This is a genomic window from Duganella sp. Root198D2 (assembly GCF_001428585.1).
Lineage (GTDB): Bacteria > Pseudomonadota > Gammaproteobacteria > Burkholderiales > Burkholderiaceae_D > Rugamonas.
The window spans coordinates 88,226-108,086 of sequence record NZ_LMIC01000005.1; the positions used below are offsets into that span (position 1 = coordinate 88,226).

Sequence of the window (19,861 nt, forward strand, 5' to 3'; positions counted from 1 at the left end):
AAGAGATTCCACTACAATGCCGCATGGCTTCCACGACCGTCGTACTCCCTTTCGCATTACCGCCCGCCGAACTGGCCCCGGAACTTTCCCGCAACCTGCAGGCCCCGGCTCTCGCGACATTACTTTCGCGCAACAGTTTGCTAAAAAAGCATGTTGCCGGCGACGAAAGCCGCGTTCTGCCGCACGAAGCGTGGCTGGCCCGTGAGCGCGGCGCGCTGGCCGCGGCCGTCATGCAGGGCTTTGGACTGGCGCCGCAAGAAGGCTATTGGTTCATCGTCCACCCGGTGCACATCCAGCTCGCCCGCAACCACCTGGTGCTGGCGGATGCGCGCCGCCTGCGCCTGGACGAGGCGGACTCGCGGGTGCTGTTCGAACTGGCCAAGCCCTATTTCGACGAATTGGTGTGGGGCGATGCCGAGACCTGGTTCATGCGCGCTGATGGCTGGCAAGGCCTCGATGCCGCTTCGCCGGATGCGGCCTTGGGCAGCAACCTGGCCGACTGGATGCCGGTCGGCCCCACCGCGCTGGCCTTCAAGAAGCTGCAGAACGAGATCCAGATGCTGTGGCACGAGCATCCGGTCAACGAGGCCCGCCAGCAGCGCGGCCTGGCGCCGGTCAATTCGTTCTGGATGTGGGGCGGCGCCGGCGCCGGCTCGGCCGCCGGTGCCGGCGCCCCGCCGCGTGCACTCGCAGTCGCCGCGGGCGCAGCGCCTTCGTGGCTGGCAGCCTTGGCGACGCCCGCTGCGAAGGTGGCGCCGGGAGAAAACGGCGCCGTTGTACTGCCCCAGTTAATCCCCGCCGCAGCCGGCAACGACTGGGGCGCCTGGCTGGGCGCCATGCAGCAACTGGAACACGAATGGTTCGCCCCGCTGTTGGCCGCCTTGCGCGGCGGCAGCACCAATGAACTGACAATGATCCTGACCAGCCGCGAAGGCTGGACCGAAATCCGCACCAGCAAAGCTGCCCTGCGCAAATTCTGGCGCGCACAGAACCTGAAGAATCTCACGCAATGACCCGTATCGCCATCCGTCCCTGCCCATCGCAGGAAACCGAACTGCTGCGCCAGGGCGGCGTCCACCCGGTGCTGGCCCGCCTGTTTGCCGCGCGCGGCCTGAACAACCCGGCAGACCTTTCCAGCGAACTGGCGGCCCTGATCCAGCCTTCCGGCCTGCTGCACATCGACCACGCCGCCGAATTCCTTGCCGACTCCATCGCAGCCGGCAAACGCATGGTCATTGTGGCCGACTATGACTGCGACGGCGCCACCGCCTGCGCCACTGCCATTCGCGGCCTGCGCGCCATGGGCGCCAAGGTGGACTTCATCGTCCCCAACCGCTTTGAATACGGCTACGGCCTGACGCCGGAAATCGTCGAGCTGACCGCGCGCGAGAAGTCGCCCGACATCATCATCACGGTCGACAATGGCATTGCCAGCATCGAAGGCGTGGCGGAAGCCAAGCGCCGCGGCATCGACGTTGTGGTCACCGACCACCACCTGCCAGGCGACAGCCTGCCCGATGCCCGCGTCATCGTGAATCCCAACCAGCCCGCTTGCGGCTTCCCGTCCAAGCACCTGGCCGGCGTGGGCGTGGTGTTCTACGTGCTGCTGGCACTGCGCGCGGAACTGCGCCGCCGCGGCGTGTTCGACGCCCAGACCCAGCCCAAGCTGGATGCCCTGCTGGACCTGGTTGCGCTGGGCACCGTCGCCGACGTGGTACGCCTGGACACCAATAACCGCATCCTCGTCGGGCAGGGCCTGAAGCGCATGCGCGCGGGCCGCATGCACCCCGGCGTGGCGGCGCTGTTCCGCGTTTCCGGCCGCGCCGCGCACACCGCCTCTCCATTCGACCTCGGCTTCGCCCTCGGCCCGCGCCTGAACGCGGCTGGCCGGCTGGAGGACATGTCGCTCGGCATCGAATGCCTGCTGACGGACGATGAAACCCGCGCTTGGGAGCTGGCGCAGCAGCTTAACGACATCAACCTGAAACGCCGCGAGATCGAGGCGGAGATGCAAGACGCCGCCCTGCTGCACCTGGATGATTTCCAGCCAGCCGACAGCACCACCATCTGCGTCTACGACGACAGCTGGCACCAGGGCGTGATCGGCATTGTCGCCTCGCGCCTGAAAGAACGCTTCTACCGCCCGACGATTACCTTCGCTCCTGCCGGCGACGGCATGATCAAAGGTTCCGGGCGCTCGATCCCCGGCTTCCACCTGCGCGACGCACTGGACCTGGTCTCCAAGCGTGCGCCGGGCGTGATCGACAAATTCGGCGGCCACGCCATGGCGGCGGGCCTCAGCTTGCGCGCCGAAGCCTTCGAGCATTTCTGCGCCGCCTTCGAGGCGGTTGGCCAGGCCTGGCTCACCGAGCCGCAGCTGGAACGCGTGGTGGAGACTGACGGCCCGCTGGAAGAAAACTGCTACACGACCCAGTTCATCGAACTGCTCGACGGCCAGGTCTGGGGCCAGGGCTTTGCGCCGCCGGTGTTCTGCGATGAATTCCGCGTGCTAAGCCAGCGCATCCTGAAAAACCGCCACCTCAAGCTGATGCTGGAAAAGAAAGGCGTGCGCTACGACGCGATCTGGTTCGGCCATACCGATGCGCTGGGCGAGCGGGCCCGCGTTGCTTTCCGCCTGGACGCCAACGAATACAACGGCGTGACCCGCGTCCAATTGCTGGTGGAGCACGCCGAATCGGCCTGATCACGGCTTTTTGCAGTCGCAAATGCGTTCGCCCTTGTCGAACACGATGCGCCACTTGCCCGGCGCTTCCAGTCGCCAGACGGAATTGAAACGCGAGGTGACCTTGCCTTGCGGGTCGCGCACCGGGCCCGAGGAATGCGCCAGGGTGCCGGAATCAAGGACCTCGACCTGGTCGGGTTCCCAACTGAACGGCGCTTCCGGCTTTTCGTAGAGGGGCTTCCATTCCGCTGCGACGGTATCCTTGCCGCGCAGGACCTTGGGACCGTTGTAGAAGATCGCTTCGTCCGCGAGGAAGGCCGCAAAAGCCTGGTGGTCACGCTTCGCCATCGTAGCCGCGAAGGCGCGCTCGGTGTCGGCCACCTGCTGCTTTAACTGCGCATTGTTGGGTGGTGCATGCATGCTGGTGCAGGCCGTCGTCGCTGCGAAAGCCGCCAGCAGGATCATCTTCTTCATATCGTCCCCTCGCTTTAGAGTGTCGCCAAATACTAGCAAAGCTGATAACGCAAGTCATCCCTTTCGCCAGTCGGCTGCGTTGCCAGCAGCGCGTCGTACCCAAGGCGCGAGCCAGCACCCAGCTGCGCCGCCGCACTCGCGCCGGGGCTGATGTGCACGCGAGCCTCGGCCTCAAAGCCGCCATCGCCCGCCAACGATTGCCATAACTGCGCCAGCGCCAGCGCATCGCGCCCGCCAGGCAGGAAGGCCTGGGCTGACTGCCGGCCGAGCGGACCGGCATGGACGCGCACGGCGCGATCGATGCGCCACAATCGTTCACCGAGCAGCGCCCCGTCGCCACAGCATGAGTTGCCGCTACCAAGCGCAGTTGCCTGCGCGGGCGGCAGCCTCTCCCAACGGCCGGCAAATTGTTCGATCCGCACCGGCACGCCCAAGGCATGCGAAAGCTGTTCGCCGAGCGCCCTTGCCCTCAGCGGTCCGCGTTGCAGCGGCGCCGCAGGCAACGGCGTATATTCGGGCCGGCTTTCGCGCCAAGCCTCGCAAAATGCATCGATTGCCGGCGCCGACAGCAGGTCGATGAAGGCGCGCGCCGCAAGGCCTCCGGCCCGAGCCACGGCCTCGGTGTAGTAGTACGGCAGCGCCCCGGCCATGCCGAGCAAGCCTATGCAAGCGGGGGTAACGGCGCTGCCATCCAGCTGCGCGACATCGCTGGCGGGGAAAGCCAGCGACAGGCTGTTGCGCCACGCCGGCGCATCAAGCAAAGCTGCCAACTGGTAGACGGCATAGCCATGCGCCCCTGCCTCGCTCACTCCAGCAATGTGCCGGCATTCCTCGCTTTGCATCGCATCAGCTCCTCGCCAGTATCGGCCGAAGCCAGCACCAGCCGGGTAAAGGTATTCATGTGCGCGCATTCACCGAAAAAGCGGTCCATGACTTGTCCAAACAGCAGCAGGCCGCATCCTGCGAATGCCGCTGCATCCACTTGCAGCCGGATTTCGGTTCCCGCCAGCGCCGTGGCCCGGCCCGGGCGCAGCAGTACGGTCCGGGCGTGCAGCTTGCGCACTGCATTGATGATTGTGCGGCTCGCCGGGGAATTGTCGATGGCCTGGGTTGCCATCAACTCGCGCAGCGCGACTGCATCAAGCGGCAAGTGGTCCAGCGCCAGCAACGAGTTGAGCTGCCAGCGGCAGCCCGCCCCCCGGGCCGGTCGCGCCAGTACCTTGCCGCGCTCGCAGCAGGTCACATCGATGGAAGCGACCGTGCCCGCCGGCCAGGCATGGGCGCCATGGAAGGCGATGCGCCATTCATGGCCGGCCGGCGCACCTTCGACCCGGCGCGCACTCCACCCCAAGTCCTCCGCTCCGCCAACGTGAACCCGGTCGATGCTGAAGATTTCCACTTCGGGCGAAATTGAAACCACGTATTCGCTTTGGCGACCGTCAATCCTCACTGGCGCGGCAGCTATCCGCTGCAGGCATGGGCGTGCCGCCCACCCAGCGCGCAGATGGCTGGCTTGAAGGGTCTGCAGAAGGCTCGCAGCGCGAACTGGCAGCTTTAACTGTCCGCGCCGGGCTCCAGCAAACGGGGAAAGGTCCAGTCGCAGGACATTGAAGCGTGAAGGAAAATTGAAATACTCGCGCAGCAACGCCAGCCCGGCATGCGCACCCGGCGCACGCGGGAGCAGCGCTTGCGCCGGGTCGAGGCCAGTTGGCGCCAGCGGCCAGCGCCCGAGCGAGCGCCACTCGCCCTCCCCATCGGCGCAGAAGGCCGCGGCGCGGGTTCCGCCCGCCTCGTCCAGCATGGCGCTGCGCAACGCCGCGCTGAAGGCGGCGTCACCGTCGATGAAGATATCGACGGTGTTGGCGCGGCGCGCGCCGGTATCGACCGCGAACTCGATCGAGGCCGGCGTGCCGGGACAATATTGGGCGGTCAGGATCGCGGCATGTGCCTCAGGGCCGACACGGCACTCCGGAAAGGGGCGCAACTGCTCCGCGAAATGCAGTTCAAGCAAGTGCTCATCCTGCTGGCAGCGCGCCCTCTGCAAAGCTAGTGCCGTACGCGCGTGGAGGGTGGCGACGCCCTGCACCAGGCGGTCGACATGTGCGTCCGGCGGCCAGTCCCCTGCGCCAAGTTGCCGCGCCAGGCCGGGATGCCGCTCAGCCATACCGGCGGCATTGGCCCGGAAGCGCCGCAATTGCTGCTCCAGCGCCGGAAGGATTTTCTCCATCGCGCGTCCCTGTTCGATGATTTTGTGCAATATTGACAGCAGGCGGCAAGCCCCGTTTTGACTCCGCACAAACACATTCAACTTGAAATAGATGCGAAAATGGAGTATAAATAATCCATAAACGGAGGAAATATGAATCCCGCCTTTGCCTACCCCAACAGCGAATACGCCATCCCCCAACCGGTCGACCTGAGCCGCAAAGAGGAACGTGAACGCCTGTCGCACGCCGCCCTCAAAGGCTTCTTCAAACTGGCCGCCGCCTGGAAACTGCGCGACGACGACGCCCGTGAATTACTGGGCGGACTGTCCAGCAGCGCCTTCTACGAGTGGAAAAAACATCCCGACCGCGTGCTTGAAGTCGACCGCATCACACGCATTTCCTACCTGCTGGGCATCTACAAGTCCCTGCACATCATTTACGGCGACAAGCTGGCCGACGAATGGGTCAGCCTGGCCAACCGCAACAGTATTTTCGGCGGCCGAACCCCGCTCGACTACATGGAAGCCGGCGGCCTGCTCGCCATGCAAACCGTGCGCCAATTGCTCGACGCTCGTCGCGGAGGCCTGTAATTGCCGCCATTCCGCCTGCTGCGCCAATTCGACACCGTGCGCCTGATTCCCTCGCGCTTCGTCTACAAAGAAGATTCCGTGCTGGCCGCCCTCGCCGATAACGACGCCGAGCTGCAGCAGCTATTTGAACTTGACAACGCCACCAATGCCCGCCTGCGCGCGGAACACGGCGGCGCCCTCGGCATTGGTATCGAAGAACTGGTCTACTACGTACCCAACTACCGCAGCATCAATGCCGCCTTCACCTATGCCCGCCCGCAAGGCAGCCGTTTCAACGACGGCCAGCGCGGCGCCTGGTATTGCGCCTTCGAGCACGAAACGGCACTGGCGGAAGTGATCTTCCACAAGACGGTGGAATACGCCGAGATCGACCGCTTCGACGACAGCGTCAGCTACCAGGCCCTGCTCTCGGACTTCAGTGCCCAGTTCCACGACATTTGCGGCCAGCCTGAATATGCCGACTGCCTGGACCCGGACAGCTACGTCGCCTCGCAACGCCTGGCCCGCAGCCTGCTGGCCGAAGGTTCGACCGGCGTCATCTACCCGAGCGTACGGCGCGAAGGCGGCACCAACCTGGCCTGCTTCCGCCCGGCGCTGGTAGGCAATGTTCGCAAAGGCCCGGCGTATCGGTTAACATGGCGGGGTTCGCCGGCGGCCATCGTCGAGCAGATTCCCACGATTTAAGAGTTGAACATGCAGCTGAAACCAGAAAAAGACGCGGAGCTCCGCGCCAAAGTGAACCGCGAAACCGCACGCATCCCGTGGAGCGAACTGCTCAAGCACTTCGCCCAGGGCAATGTGGTGTGGGTGGCCGATGAACTGGACCTGGTGGACGTCGCCGTGCGCATCGCCCACGACGACAAGACCAGCATTTCGGCCTGGATGCAGGCCGGCCAGGTCGCCAAAGTCTCCGACCAGCAGTGCCAGGAATGGATCGCCAGCGACGCCCACCTGTGGGCCAGCGTCGTCAGCCCGTTTATTCTCGTCCAGCAGGAGAAGCGGAAGCCTCACTGAAGCCAGGCAGGGGGGTCCTTACCGTCCAGGTTTCGGCGAACGCCTCCGCCTCTTTCCTGACGGCGGCAGGCAACTGCGCTGCCAACTCTTTATGTTCCTTGCGGCGCTCCCACAGACCGTATTTTTCGGCCAGCGCAAGGTACGTATAAGCGATGCGCAAATCCTTTTTGACGCCGAGTCCGTTGGCGAATAAGGAAGAGAAGCTGAGGAACGCCGTCCGGTTCTCAGCCAGGGCTGCACGTTTGTACAACTCGATCGCCTTGGGATAGCTTTGCTGCACACCTTGCCCTAGTTCGTACATTTCGCCCAAGTTATTGATGGCAGCGCCATATTCCTGCCTGGCGCCGATCGCATAAAACTTCAAGGCCAGCGCGCGATCGATGGCGACTTTGCCGTCAGTATTGTATGCCTGGCCCAAGGCAAAGGCCGACCGCGCCGACAGCTCCGCGTTACCGGCCCATAGTTCGATGGCTGCTGGCACATCGGCACTGCCGCCCAAACCGTAGTACAACATCTCCGCCAAGAAGTACGTAGCGTCCGGATCATGCTTCGCGTGCGCCTTCTTCATCCAGTCCCTCGCCATCACGAGATCTTGCTTTACAGCGAACCCGTACCGATACATGCGCCCGAGGTTCATCATCGCAGCGGCATCTCCGTGTTCAGCCGCAGCTCGCAAGTATTCAAGGGCGAGCGCCTTGTCAGGCAAGCTCATCACTCCGCTCTCAAAATAGAAGCCGGGCAATGATTGCTCTTTATTGGAAAGGCTCAACAAGTGGAGCAGCTCAGCGACGATGCTCGCGCCATCATTTTCCTGGCTCGCAAACAATTCCCAGAGCTTGGTCTGCTGAACATCCGCTTTGACGCCAATACCCTGCCGATAATAGGACACAAGTTCTTCCTGCGCAGCGGTAAGTCCCAGTCCCGCGGACGCACGCATCAGCGCGAACGCTGTTGCATGGTCTTCTTCGACACCCTTGCCATGCCTGTATAGACTTGCCAGGTTATACAAGGCAATTTCATCCCCGTACTCGGCGGCCTTGCGGAACCATTCCGCAGCCAACTGTGCATTCGCAGGCAGTCCCAGGCCAAGCAAATAACAATTCCCCGCCTCATTCTGGGCGCCCGCATGGCCTTGACTGGCTGCGGCCAGGAACAATTGCGCCGCCCTGGCAGGGTCTTTCGGAACAGATTGCCCTTCCCGATACATCATCCCCAATTTGTACTGCGCCGGCGCCGACCCGCGTTTTGCAGCGTTTCGCAAGGCATATAGGCCTTCGTCGCGTTCATCGATAAGCAGTAAATTCATTGCAATGACGGCCTCGGGCTCTGGCCTGTCAAGGCGGGCCAGTTCGGCTTGCGCCAGAATGTAGGGAATGCTGGCCCGAATGCCATTGGCATTAAGCCAGCCAAAAGCCTTCCGTGCTGCCGTCGTATCCTTCCTGGTCAAGGCAAGCTCGCCCACCTGGAACCAATAATCGTTCAATGCCATCACCGCCGCATCCGCTGGCATTGCCCTGGCAATCGCCTCTACTTCGGCCGCATCCAGCGTGCCAGCCTGCAAGGCGAGTAATGGCAGGGGCCAGGGGCCCCGTGGATGACGCTTTGCCTTGGCCATCAACTCTTCCGGCACATGCCTTCCCGCACGCTGCAATAAAGTCAGGAGGCGCAATGTATCGAAACCATTCACCTGCGCCACCACTGACTTGGCCTTGTAGGAGCGCTCCATGTCGGAGGCGGCACCAGCCAGATCGCCGGTCACCCAGCGTGCGGTCACCTGCTCTGCAAGCTGAGGCGAATTGTCCGCAAGTTTGCCGGCTGCCAGTACGGACAGTGCACCGGCACCATCACCCGCAACCAACAGACTGTAGGGAGTGCACTCAATCGCCTTCGGATCTTTTTGCTCGCTTAGCAAGCGCTTATGCAGGGCCTCTCCCTCGAAGACGCTATTAGTCCTCAGTGTGGGCCTGATTGCAAAAAACATCGTCGCGTATGCGCATGTATCCTGCAGCGAAACTTCCGCTGGTTTCTTCCCTTGGGATCTGCTCCTATATGCGACCATGCCGTCCCACATTAATGCAAGCTGGAAGTCGCGATACGGGAATCCGGCCACGCTTGGAGGCGACAGCTGATCGTCCGTCACCTTGAAAGTGCCGGACAGGAACTCCTGCAGTTTCTTCGATGTTTCGTGCAGGGCCGGCATATCCGAGGCCGGGACCCGGCTTTCCTTGATGCGGTAATCGAGCTGGTAATCGATCAGATTGCCGCGCAAGATATAGTCATCATGCGCTGCCAGGTACGGACTATCGAGCTGGCGGCCAGCAGGCGGAACGTTGAGGCGCAGCGCTTTCGGCAACTCCATGGTGAGCCGGTAGCGGCTACGGTATTTCCCTGAAGCCGGCACGAAGGGATAATTCCTCGCAATTTTGGCCGGTATGTCAAGGCTCCCCTCGAGTATCCGGGTGTCGTACGAAATTTTGTAAACCTGATCTTTATGCTCAACCGGCTTGGGCACGGAATAGCGCGCCGTCATTACGAAGCGGCCGTTTTCTTCCGCCACAGTCGGCGCTTCCAGCAGTGTCACCCCTGGGTACTGCTTTTCATACAGCTCCAGCGCCCACTTGCGCTGCAATGGCTGCGACAGGCTGCTGAAATGGCGGCGCGCCCACGCTGCGTAATCGCCCCAATAATAACGCTTCGCCAGCAGCGTGCCAGCGCCGTCGAACTGCGGCACAGCAAGGTTCTCGCTCAGCTCGAAATGCGGCACTTCGCTGCTATCGACTGGAATCGCCAGCAAGGCCGATGTCGCGGGATCCACCACCAGGCCCGAGCCGCCGGCGAGGGCAGGCCGAAGGTCAGCCAGTGCCTCGGTTTGCCCGGTCTGTGTCGGGTCGACAAAATAGTCGCGGCCATCGATAGTGACGCGCACGATCACATGGTCAAACCAGGATGGCGATGGCTTGACCCGCGCAGGAAGCCGCGGCGCGGATGCGGAAACCAGAACTGGCTTGGCCTCGATCCCCATCTGGCGCAGCAAAGCCACAAGTAGCCGACTCTTGTCCTTGCAATCGCCATAGCGGTTGCGCAGCACCACTTCCGGCAACTGCGGACGATGCGAATTTTCGCCGATGGACACGCTGAAGTAGCGCACTTCATCCTGCACCCAGCGCAAGGCTGCAGTTGCGCGGGCCGTTTGAGTACCGCCTTTTGCCAGGCTATCAGCCAGTGCGGCCAGCTGCGGGGTCGATTTCGCAGGTTCAAACAAGGCTGACGCCCACTGCGCCACGGCTTTCCAGTCGGCGAACTCGCTGAACTGCAAAATGCGCCCAGGCATGTATTCAGCCGGCGTGGACGGCTCTCCTTCCAACGCAGCCAGCTCGCGCCCATCGAACGTAAGCCGGGTATTTTCGCCGACTTCCTCTACGCGAGGCTCGAGCTTGCCGGTGACGAAATCCCCCAATTGCGTCCACCCGATCGAACGTTTGCGCGGATACGTGACGACCAGGCGGCGCTGCTCGGCCGGGAATTCGCTGTCCCACGCCTCGACGCGATGCATTTTCCCCCCGAATACGGGGTTCGCACCTTCAATGGTGTAGGTTACCCACAACGTGTCGCCGATGCGCACGTCGCGCAACAGCATCTGCATGGTCTTGGCCCCGCCATATACGCCCTTTTCCAGGCCTTCTTCACGTTCGAGCGCTCGGATGCTGACGGTCGCGGTATGGTCGATCAACTGGCCCTTGCGAATGATCGCCACACGATGGATCAACAGGTGCTGGTAAGCCGGGACGTAGGTCAATGCATACTGACCAATGCCGGCCAACGCACTCTGGTCATTGACCAACACTGCTCGGTTATACAGGGTTGCGGTCGTTGCACCCGCCCAGACCTGCGTTTCAGACACCAGGTCGACGACGGGATCTGTCTTCTCGCTTGCAGACGCGCGCAGCGGCGCCACTACCCAGGCAGGCAAGGCTGCCTGCCGGACGAAATCTTGCCCCTTGATGGCGACAGGCGCCGCGTATAAAGGAGCCGCCGCAAGCGCCACAACAGAAGTGGCTGCAAGGTATCTAAAAGATTGCATCAAAGTTCCCGAAGTTAACCTTGGGAAAATTATAAACTATGCAATCAGTTTATTGGCAAATCAAACAATATTTCATACGCACCATCGCCGCGCTCCTGGACGAAGTCGAGCCCGGCTTCACGCGCAAGTGCCAGCTTGCCTGGCGCCGACCGGAAAATCACCGGTCCCTTGGTACGCGCCGGGGCAAACCGCCAGCTATGCGCGGCGCCATTGGCGGCGCGGGACAGGTGCTGCACCGATTTGATGTAAGCAATCAGCACCGCACGGTTATTGTCCGGCGAAGCGAAGATCGTCTTGCTGCCATCCAGCCCCGGGAACCCGCCACCGCCGCTGGCGCGGAAGTTATTGGTCGCGACGATGAACTCCTGCCCAGGCTGCACCGGCCTTCCGCGCCAAGTCAATTCCTTAATGCGCTGGCCCGGCGGCTGCGTCACATCGATCTGGTAGCGCACGTCCGGGTCGGTCAGCATGTCGAAATTGAAGCCAGCGAAGGCGGCGTTGACCAGCTCCTGCGGTTCGCTGCGGGCTGGATCGATGATATTGAAGCGGCCGGCAGACTTTTCCAGCCAGGCCTTCAGCGTTGCGCCATCGACTTTCACGGCGTGCAAGTCGTTCGGGTACAGGTAAAGGTCAGCGGCATTGTTCAGGGCCATCTGGCCGGGAGCGACGTCTGTGTAATCGGCCGCGCCCGCCGCGCCGGTCTTGAATGGCGCCGACATGGACAACACAGGCAACTGCGCATATTGCGGCAGGTTCGCCTGCACATGCCGCCGCACATAGTCGGCCTGCGCCTGGTTCACAATCTGGATCGCCGATACGTCGCCCACGTCGGCAAAATAGGCCGACATGCGGAAGTCCGTATCGCCAATCGGCGTTTTGACGTAGGCGATAGTCGCCTCGTGTTCGGCCTTTACCAGCGCGGCGATTTCCGGGTCAGGGTCAACGAAGCTGCGGTCAGGACGCTGGATGCTGCGCGTTTCAACCTTCGCTGAGCCGGCATCGGACACCCAGCGCTCGCCGTCGTGACGCAGCGCAAGCTGGACCACACCCAGGTGCTTGCCCCAAAGTCCAGGCATCACTGTCGGCACCCCATGCACCCGCCCCTGGACCTTGTCGACGCCAGGCAGGTTGAACCCAGCAGCCTTGCCGGCCGCATTCGGGAATACGTCGTGCGAATGCCCCAGCAACAGCGCATCGATGCCGGGCACCTGCGCCAGGTACAAGCTGCCATTCTCCATTGCAGGCGCGTAGGCCGCGCCATCCAGGCCAGCGTGCGAAATGGCCACGATCACGTCCGCGCCCTTGGCGCGCATCTCGGGGATGTAGCGTTGCGCAGTTTCACGCCAGCCTTCGGTGCGCACACGCCCCTCAAGCCAGCGCTTGTCCCAGCCCATGATCGCCGGGGTCGTGAAGCCGATGATGCCCACCTTGAGCGTCGCCTCAACGGGTCTGCCATCCGGTCCGGTCGCGCTCACACGCTTGTCGAGAATGCGATAAGGCTCGAACAGCGGCACGCCGCTGCGGGCATCAACCACATTCGCCAGCACCACCGGGAACGCCGGGCCGGCGCAAGGCTGGGCGCGGGCCGAAGCTCCTTCCGCGCCAAAGCGGCTAGCCGTGACCTGGCCCAGGAAATCCAGTCCCCAATTGAATTCATGGTTGCCGACCGAGCCACCTTCGAATCCGAGTACGTTCATGGCCTTGTAAATGGCCAGCGCTTGGCCGCAACCAACTGGCGCTACCAGCGCCTGGTAGTCGCCCAGCGCGGTGCCCTGGATCGTGTCGCCGTTGTCGAGTAGCAGCGAATTCGGGAATTCCTTGCGCGCCTGGCGGATCAGGGTCGCCGTGCGCTCCAGCCCCAGCGAGGCGTCCGGCGCCAGTTTGTAGTAGTCATAGCTGCGGACATTGGCATGCAGGTCCGTCGTTTCAAGAATGACGAACGCGGCTTGCGAGCCTTGCGGCGGCTTGGCTGGAATGCTGCTGCAGCCGGCCAGGAAGGCGGCGGCTGGAACGAGAAAAAGGAGGCGCATTGACTGTCTTTTGAATTGAAATTTACCGATGAATATTTGCCTTGCGCCACTGACGTAGCCCTTGCAATCCAAAGAATTGCACATTGCACTCGGGGGCGCAGCGCACCGGCTTGCAAAATTATATGGAATCTTTGCAAATGCGCCACGTTGACGCAAATAAATGTTCGATTGTCAATACTCGGTCGTATGATCCATCTCAACTTTCAGCCATCCGCCAAAAGGAAAAGATCATGAAACTCCGCACCGCGCTTACCTCGATCCTGCTCCTCACAGCATCACTTGCGCAAGCGGGCCCCAACCTGGTCTTGAATGGAAATTTCGAGAATCTTGACGTCAGCATGTGGACCATTGCCAGCCCGGGCGGCGGCGGCCAGGCCTTCGACCGGGACGTAACAGGCTCCCCGCTGGCGGACGGCAGCAACCGCGTCTTCGGCGACTTGAATACTACCGAGCTTGGCTTCTTGCGCCAAACGATTACCACGATTGCCGGCGCCACCTACCAGCTCAAGTTCGACCTGCAGCGCTGGACCACCGATCCGCAATTCCCGCCGGATAACCAGGCCCAGGTCAAATTCGGCGCCGCCACGGTCTTCAACGAAGCGGATATTGCCGGCGACTGGGGCACGCATACCCTGATCGTGACCGCCCTTTCGGCAAGCACCCTTCTTGAATTCGGCAACTTCAACAACGACCCGATCTACTGGAACCAGCTCGACAACATCAGCCTTGAATTCCTGCGCGGACCGAACGACCCGGGTGACCCGGATTTGCCCGAACCAGCCTCCCTGGCGCTGCTGGCCGGTGGCCTCGCGGCCCTGGGCTACAACCGCCGCCGCGCCGCCCGTTCCTGAACCATTCCATCCACTGAAACGGTTGCAGCGCCCCAGCCGGGGCGCCTGCACCTGCAAGGAGGCTGCATGTCCGAACCGTATCTCGCAGAAATCCGGATGACGGGATTTCAATTTGCCCCCAAGGGCTGGGCCCTGTGCAATGGCCAGATCCTGCCAATCAACCAGAACCAGGCGCTGTTCTCCATATTGGGCACCACCTACGGCGGCAACGGCCAGACCACATTTGCCCTGCCCGACCTGCGTGGCCGCGTACCGGTCCATATGGATGCCGGCTTCGGCCTGGGCCAGCAGGGGGGCGCAGCCAGCCACACCCTGAGCGCCAGCGAGATGCCGGCACACACTCATAGCCTTGGCATTTCGACGGCAGTCAGCCACCAGGCCGACCCGAGCGGGCGCGTGCTGGGCAATGTCGAAGCCGGTGCGCTCAACTACTACGCGCCGCAAGACAGTACCGCCACCCTGGCGCCCAGTACGGTCGGCAATTCCGGCGGCAGCCAGCCGCACGAGAATATGCAGCCCTACCTGGCCATCAATTTCATCATCGCGCTGCAGGGCAGCTTCCCCTCGCAGTCCTAGACCAGACCGGAGCCGGCGCATGGATAACTTCATCGGCGAGATTCGCCTGTTCGCGGGTAACTTCCCGCCCCTCGGCTGGGCATTTTGCGACGGCAGCCTGCTGTCGATAGCGCAGAATACCGCCCTGTTTGCCCTGATCGGCACCACCTACGGCGGCAACGGGCAAACCACCTTTGCCTTGCCCGACCTGCGCGGGCGCGTGCCGCTGCACCAGGGCACGCAGCCCGGCACCGGCAACAGCTATGTCATCGGCCAGCAAGCGGGCGTCGAAACGGTGACCCTGAACAGCAACCAGATCCCGGTCCATAGCCACAGCGCGAGCGCCAGCACGGCGGTGCCGCCAGCCACCGGCACCGGCATCAACCTGGCCGGACCGACGACTTACGTACCGGCCGCGCCGGCAAAGCCCAGGTTTTACGCGCCTGCCGCTTCCAGCGCTGTGGCCATGTCGCCCCAGGCGATCCAGCCGGCCGGAGGCAACCAGCCGCATAACAATATGGCGCCCTTCCTGGCGGTCAGCTTCATCATCGCCATTGAAGGCATCTTCCCATCGCAGAACTAGCCGAGGAGTCCAGCATGGCAGAGCGTTATATCGGCGAAATCCGCATGTTCAGCGGTAATTTCGCACCCGTCGGTTGGGCTATGTGCAATGGCCAGCTACTCCCCATTGCGCAGAACACCGCGCTGTTTTCCATTCTCGGCACCACCTACGGCGGAAATGGCAAAACCAACTTCGCGCTACCGGACCTGCGCCAGCGCATTCCAATGCATGCCGGCAGCGGGCCTGGGCTCAGTCCGCGCGACCTGGGTGAGCAAGGCGGCGCGGCCACAGCGACGCTGACCGCACTCGAAATGCCTTCACACAGCCATGGCATGACCGCCTCCAGCGCCACCGCCTCGGTGCAATCACCGGCCAACGCCATCCTCGCCAAACCGGTCACGATCAGCGCGCCTTACCACGATGCGACAGCAATTGCGCCATCCGCGGCGGGTCCGCTAGGCACGGCCGGCGGCGGCGGCGCGCATAACAATCTCCAGCCCTACCTGGTGGTCAACTTCATCATTGCCTTGAGCGGCATCTTCCCGCCGCGCAGCTGAGTAGCGATGAGCAGCCATCTCGCCATGCGGCCGGTCGAAGCCGGCGACCAGACCTTCCTGCTGGCGCTGGTGGAAAGCACGCGCGAGGATCTCGCAATCCTGGACCACGCCGTCAAAACCATGCTGGTTCGCATGCAATATGAAGCCCAGCTCACCGATTACCGCCGCCGCTTCCCCGGCATGGAGGAAAGCATCGTCCTGGCCGACGGCCTTGCTGCCGGCCGCCTGTACGTGGCGCGCGGCCGGGACGAGATCCGCCTGGCCGACATCAGCCTGCTTCCCGGCTTCCGGGGCCAAGGCATCGGCTACCGCCTGCTGGCCCGGCTGGAGGACGCCAGCCAGCGCGCGGGCCTGCCCTTGCGCTTGCACGTTTTACAAGACAACCCGGCCGGCGCCCTGTATCGCCGCCTCGGCTTCCAGCCGGCGGCAACGGACGGCCTGTACATCGCCATGGAATGGCATCCCATCTTGTTAAAGGAATAAGTCATGGAACGTCGCAATTTCATCCTCGCCGCAGGCACCCTGGTTGGCGCCCCGGCCGTAGCCCGCGCCGCATCGCTGGCTGCCCTGCCGCCAAGCGCATCCACATTGCGCATGGCCGGTTTCCGCGACCTGGTGGGCCAGCAATTCATCGCATTCCAGGGCAAGCGCGGCACCTCGCTCGACCTGCTGGCTGTGCGCGGCGGCAAGGAAGCGCCGCACCAGGAGCAGTTCACCCTGCTTTTCACCGGCGCGCCATGGCTGGATGCGGGTATTTATGAAATAGACAACCCTCTTTCAGGTCGCATGTCCATCTTCATGGAGCCTGCCGGCCGTGGCCCGGCAGCCGGCCTGGGCGCCCTGTACCGCGCCGAATTCAGCCTGCTCGTGTGAGCTGCCCGATGCGCCAGCCTCTGAGGTATAATTTCAGGTTCGATTTCACAACTATCAGACCTGAAAAACCATGGAAGCTGAACGCATCAATTCCCTCGCCAACCTGCTCGCGGACCTGACCAACCGCGAAGCCGAACTTCGGAGGTATCTTTGACTTCGATAAGAAGTCGGAGAAACTGGAACAACTGAACGCCGAACTTGAAGATCCGGCCGTTTGGAACGACCCGAAAAAAGCCCAGGACATGGGCCGCGAGAAAAAAGCCCTTGAAGGCGTGGTCCTGACCTTGCAGAAGGCAGAAAGCGACCTGCGCGACATGAACGAACTGTTCGCAATGGGCAAGGAAGAAGGCGACGACGACACGCTCGAAGCCGTGATTGCGGATACCGCCGACATCCAGCAGATCATCGAACAGATGGAATTCCGCCGGATGTTCAGCAATCCGATGGACCCGAACAACTGCTTCATCGACATCCAGGCCGGCGCCGGCGGTACCGAAGCCCAGGACTGGGCGTCCATGCTGCTGCGCCAGTACCTGCGCTATTGCGACCGCAAAGGCTTCAAAGCCGAGGTGCTGGAAGAGTCCGAAGGCGAAGTTGCCGGCATCAAGACCGCCACCCTGAAAGTGGAAGGCGAATACGCTTACGGCCACCTGCGCACCGAAACCGGCGTGCACCGCCTGGTGCGCAAGTCGCCGTTCGACTCCTCGGGCGGCCGCCACACATCCTTCGTGTCGCTGTTCGTATACCCGGAAGTCGATGATTCGATCGAGATCGAGATCAACCCTGCCGACCTGCGCATCGACACCTACCGCGCATCCGGCGCCGGCGGCCAGCACATTAACAAGACCGACTCCGCAGTGCGTATTACCCACGGCCCGTCCGGTATTGTGGTGCAGTGCCAGAACGACCGCTCGCAGCACCGCAACAAGGCCGAAGCGATGGACATGCTGAAGGCCAAGCTGTACGAACTGGAACTGCGCAAGCGCATGAGCGAGCAGCAGTCGCTGGAAGACTCCAAGACCGACGTCGGCTGGGGCCACCAGATCCGTTCCTACGTGCTGGACCAATCCCGCATCAAGGACTTGCGCACCGGCTTCGAGACCGGCAACACCGGCAAGGTGCTGGACGGCGACCTGGACGACTTCATCTCCGCGTCCCTGAAGCAAGGCATCTAAAGCATGATTCAGCAGCGCGCCTTCATCTTCGACATGGACGGCACCATCGTCGACAACATGGGTTTCCACACCCGCTCGTGGCTGGAGTTCTTCAGCCGCCGCGGCCATGCTGTCGACGAGGCGGCCTTCTTTGCCGCCACCGCCGGCCGCACCGGCCACGAAATCATGCGCCAATACCTCGGCGAGGGCCTGGCGCATGACGACGTGACCGCCCTGATCGGAGAGAAGGAAGTGCTGTACCGCGAAATCTATGCTCCCCACCTGCGCGCCGTGGAAGGCTTTGGCGCACTGGTGAATGCAGCCCAAGCCGCCGGCATTCGCCTGGCGGTGGGTACCGCCGCCCCGCCCTGCAACGTGGACTTCACGCTGGATGGCCTGGGTGTGCGCGAACTGTTCGACACCGTCGTCGGCGCCGCCGACGTCAAACGCGGCAAGCCGGAACCAGACGTGTTCCTGCTGGCGGCCGAACGCTGCGGCGCCGATCCGGCGCACTGCATCGTGTTCGAGGACGCGCCTTTGGGCGTGGAAGCAGCGCGCCGAGCCGGCATGCGCTGCGTCGTCCTGACAACCACTTTGCCTGCTGAAGCGTTTAAGGCGTTCGACAATGTGATCTGCATTGCACGCGACTTCAGCGAAATCGATATCAATACACTGACAAACCATTAAAACCATGACTACGGAAAACCAAGTGCAAGACCAGGCACCAGGCCAGGACGACAACAAGATCATCGCCGAGCGCCGCGCCAAGCTGGCTGCCATCCGCGAAAAACAGAGCGTCGCCTTCCCTAACGATTTCCGTCCTCAGCACAAGGCTGCCGACCTGCACCTGCAGTATGGCGAGAAGACCCGCGAAGAACTGGAAGCCGAGCCTGTACCCGTCGTCATCGCCGGCCGCATGATGCTGCGCCGCGAAGCCGGCAAGAAAGCCGCCTTCGCGACCCTGCAGGATTCCTCCGGCCAGAAAGCCGACGGCCGCATCCAGATCTACGTCAACATGGATACCACCGGCGAAGAGGCAATGGAAGCCTTTGGCAGCTGGGACCTGGGCGATATCCTGGGCGTGACCGGCACCCTGTTCAAGACCAAGACCGATGAACTGACCGTCAAGGTCAGCGAGATCAAGCTGATCACCAAGGCCCTGCGCCCGCTGCCGGACAAGTTCCACGGCCTGGCCGACCAGGAAACCAAGTACCGCCAGCGCTACGTCGACCTGATCACCAGCGAAGAAACCCGCCGTACCTTCAAGGCGCGTACCGCTGCGATTTCGTCGATCCGCCGCTTCATGGAAGCCAACGAATTCATGGAAGTCGAGACCCCGATGCTGCACCCGATCCCGGGCGGCGCGTCGGCCAAACCTTTCATCACCCACCACAACGCGCTGGACATGCAGATGTTCATGCGTATCGCTCCCGAGCTGTACCTGAAGCGCCTGGTGGTGGGCGGCTTCGACCGCGTGTTCGAGATCAACCGCAACTTCCGTAACGAAGGCGTGTCGGTCCGTCACAACCCTGAATTCACCATGATGGAGTTCTACGCGGCCTACACCGACTACGAATGGATCATGGACTTCACCGAGAAAGTGATCCGCCAGGCCGCGGTCGACGCCAAGGGCAGCGCCGTGCTGACCTACGGCGGCCGTGAACTGGACCTGTCCAAGCCGTTCCAGCGCCTGACCATCTGCGGCGCCATCAACAAGTACGCGCCAGGCTACACCGAAGCGCAGCTGAACGACATGGACTTCCTGAAGGCCGAGCTGCTGAAATTCGGCGTCAAGCCATTCGCTACCTCCGGCCTGGGCGCGCTGCAGCTGGCGCTGTTCGAAGAAACCGCCGAAGCGCAACTGTGGGAACCGACCTTCATCATCGACTACCCGATCGAAGTGTCGCCACTGGCCCGCGCTTCCGATACCCGCGAAGGCATCACCGAGCGCTTCGAGCTGTTCATGGTTGGCCGCGAGATCGCCAACGGCTTCTCCGAGCTGAACGACGCCGAAGACCAGTCGGCACGTTTCCTGGCCCAGATGAAGGCCAAGGAAGCCGGCGACGACGAAGCGATGTACTACGACGCCGACTTCATCCGCGCACTGGAATACGGCATGCCGCCGGCCGGCGGCTGCGGCATCGGCATCGACCGCCTGATGATGCTGCTGACCGACTCGCCGAACATCCGCGACGTACTGCTCTTCCCGCACCTGCGCAAGGAAGACTGA

At 62.7% G+C, this 19,861-nt stretch carries 19 protein-coding genes; 14 read left to right on the forward strand and 5 right to left on the reverse strand.

What is annotated here, in order from left to right; all coding sequences use genetic code 11:
• Positions 1–23: 23 nt before the first annotated feature.
• Both ASE26_RS07700 and recJ read left to right on the forward strand, forming a co-directional pair.
• Positions 24–1,013, forward strand: coding sequence for a hypothetical protein (locus ASE26_RS07700; RefSeq protein WP_057245922.1), 990 nt, complete (start codon positions 24–26; stop codon positions 1,011–1,013).
• Complete coding sequence (gene recJ / locus ASE26_RS07705; protein ID WP_057245923.1) at positions 1,010–2,704, forward strand: single-stranded-DNA-specific exonuclease RecJ; 1,695 nt, start codon at positions 1,010–1,012, stop codon at positions 2,702–2,704. The genes ASE26_RS07700 and recJ overlap by 4 nt, the downstream gene beginning before the upstream one ends.
• On the opposite strand, the gene ASE26_RS07710 is transcribed toward recJ, so the two are convergent.
• Genes ASE26_RS07710 through ASE26_RS07720 form a run of 3 tightly spaced genes read right to left on the reverse strand, consistent with a single transcriptional unit; the run spans position 2,705 to position 5,384 of the window.
• On the reverse strand, positions 2,705–3,157 hold the full coding sequence (locus ASE26_RS07710; RefSeq protein ID WP_055926483.1) for a DUF4440 domain-containing protein: 453 nt from the start codon (positions 3,155–3,157) through the stop codon (positions 2,705–2,707).
• 32 nt (positions 3,158–3,189) lie between these two features.
• Complete coding sequence (locus ASE26_RS07715; protein WP_162259164.1) at positions 3,190–3,999, reverse strand: type VI secretion system baseplate subunit TssG; 810 nt, start codon at positions 3,997–3,999, stop codon at positions 3,190–3,192.
• Positions 3,963–5,384 carry a type VI secretion system baseplate subunit TssF gene (locus ASE26_RS07720; protein ID WP_156397882.1) on the reverse strand — a complete coding sequence of 474 codons (1,422 nt, stop codon included), beginning with the start codon at positions 5,382–5,384 and terminating at the stop codon, positions 3,963–3,965. Before ASE26_RS07720 ends, ASE26_RS07715 begins: the two co-directional genes overlap by 37 nt.
• A gap of 132 nt (positions 5,385–5,516) precedes the next feature.
• Between ASE26_RS07720 and ASE26_RS07725 the strand changes: the two genes are divergently transcribed.
• Genes ASE26_RS07725 through ASE26_RS07735 form a run of 3 tightly spaced genes read left to right on the forward strand, consistent with a single transcriptional unit; the run spans position 5,517 to position 6,968 of the window.
• Positions 5,517–5,954, forward strand: coding sequence for an MbcA/ParS/Xre antitoxin family protein (locus tag ASE26_RS07725; RefSeq protein WP_055926491.1), 438 nt, complete (start codon positions 5,517–5,519; stop codon positions 5,952–5,954).
• Positions 5,955–6,638, forward strand: a complete 684-nt coding sequence (locus tag ASE26_RS07730) for an RES family NAD+ phosphorylase (RefSeq protein ID WP_055926494.1) — start codon at positions 5,955–5,957, stop codon at positions 6,636–6,638.
• Between the two features lie 9 nt (positions 6,639–6,647).
• On the forward strand, positions 6,648–6,968 hold the full coding sequence (locus ASE26_RS07735; protein WP_055926497.1) for a DUF2288 domain-containing protein: 321 nt from the start codon (positions 6,648–6,650) through the stop codon (positions 6,966–6,968).
• Here ASE26_RS07735 and ASE26_RS07740 read toward each other — a convergent pair.
• A complete protein-coding gene (locus ASE26_RS07740; RefSeq protein ID WP_082591310.1) occupies positions 6,931–11,049 on the reverse strand; it encodes a DUF3857 domain-containing protein in 4,119 nt (1,372 codons plus the stop codon). The genes ASE26_RS07735 and ASE26_RS07740 overlap by 38 nt on opposite strands.
• Before the next feature lie 44 nt (positions 11,050–11,093).
• On the reverse strand, positions 11,094–13,079 hold the full coding sequence (locus ASE26_RS07745) for a bifunctional 2',3'-cyclic-nucleotide 2'-phosphodiesterase/3'-nucleotidase (RefSeq protein ID WP_055926502.1): 1,986 nt from the start codon (positions 13,077–13,079) through the stop codon (positions 11,094–11,096).
• Between the two features lie 230 nt (positions 13,080–13,309).
• Here ASE26_RS07745 and ASE26_RS07750 point away from each other — a divergent pair, with 230 nt between their 5' ends.
• From ASE26_RS07750 to lysS, 9 genes are all read left to right on the forward strand, one after another.
• Positions 13,310–13,930, forward strand: coding sequence for a PEP-CTERM sorting domain-containing protein (locus tag ASE26_RS07750; RefSeq protein WP_055926505.1), 621 nt, complete (start codon positions 13,310–13,312; stop codon positions 13,928–13,930).
• 66 nt (positions 13,931–13,996) lie between these two features.
• The gene (locus tag ASE26_RS07755) at positions 13,997–14,506 is read left to right on the forward strand and encodes a phage tail protein (RefSeq protein WP_055926508.1); all 510 of its coding nucleotides are present in this window, start codon (positions 13,997–13,999) and stop codon (positions 14,504–14,506) included.
• Between the two features lie 19 nt (positions 14,507–14,525).
• Positions 14,526–15,068 carry a phage tail protein gene (locus ASE26_RS07760; protein ID WP_055926511.1) on the forward strand — a complete coding sequence of 181 codons (543 nt, stop codon included), beginning with the start codon at positions 14,526–14,528 and terminating at the stop codon, positions 15,066–15,068.
• A gap of 14 nt (positions 15,069–15,082) precedes the next feature.
• Positions 15,083–15,604 (forward strand): phage tail protein, encoded by a 522-nt coding sequence (locus tag ASE26_RS07765; RefSeq protein ID WP_057245929.1) that lies wholly within the window; start codon positions 15,083–15,085, stop codon positions 15,602–15,604.
• Between the two features lie 6 nt (positions 15,605–15,610).
• Positions 15,611–16,087, forward strand: a complete 477-nt coding sequence (locus ASE26_RS07770) for a GNAT family N-acetyltransferase (RefSeq protein ID WP_057245931.1) — start codon at positions 15,611–15,613, stop codon at positions 16,085–16,087.
• 3 nt (positions 16,088–16,090) lie between these two features.
• On the forward strand, positions 16,091–16,477 hold the full coding sequence (locus tag ASE26_RS07775) for a hypothetical protein (protein ID WP_057245933.1): 387 nt from the start codon (positions 16,091–16,093) through the stop codon (positions 16,475–16,477).
• A 70-nt stretch (positions 16,478–16,547) separates the two neighbouring features.
• Positions 16,548–17,652, forward strand: a protein-coding gene (prfB, locus tag ASE26_RS07785) for a peptide chain release factor 2 (RefSeq protein ID WP_156397884.1) whose coding sequence is annotated in 2 segments (ribosomal slippage) — positions 16,548–16,628 and positions 16,630–17,652 — 1,104 coding nt in all. Because the reading frame shifts where the segments join, the coding sequence is not laid out codon by codon here.
• 3 nt (positions 17,653–17,655) lie between these two features.
• Complete coding sequence (locus ASE26_RS07790) at positions 17,656–18,318, forward strand: HAD family phosphatase (RefSeq protein WP_057245934.1); 663 nt, start codon at positions 17,656–17,658, stop codon at positions 18,316–18,318.
• A 4-nt stretch (positions 18,319–18,322) separates the two neighbouring features.
• On the forward strand, positions 18,323–19,861 hold the full coding sequence (gene lysS, locus ASE26_RS07795) for a lysine--tRNA ligase (RefSeq protein ID WP_055926524.1): 1,539 nt from the start codon (positions 18,323–18,325) through the stop codon (positions 19,859–19,861).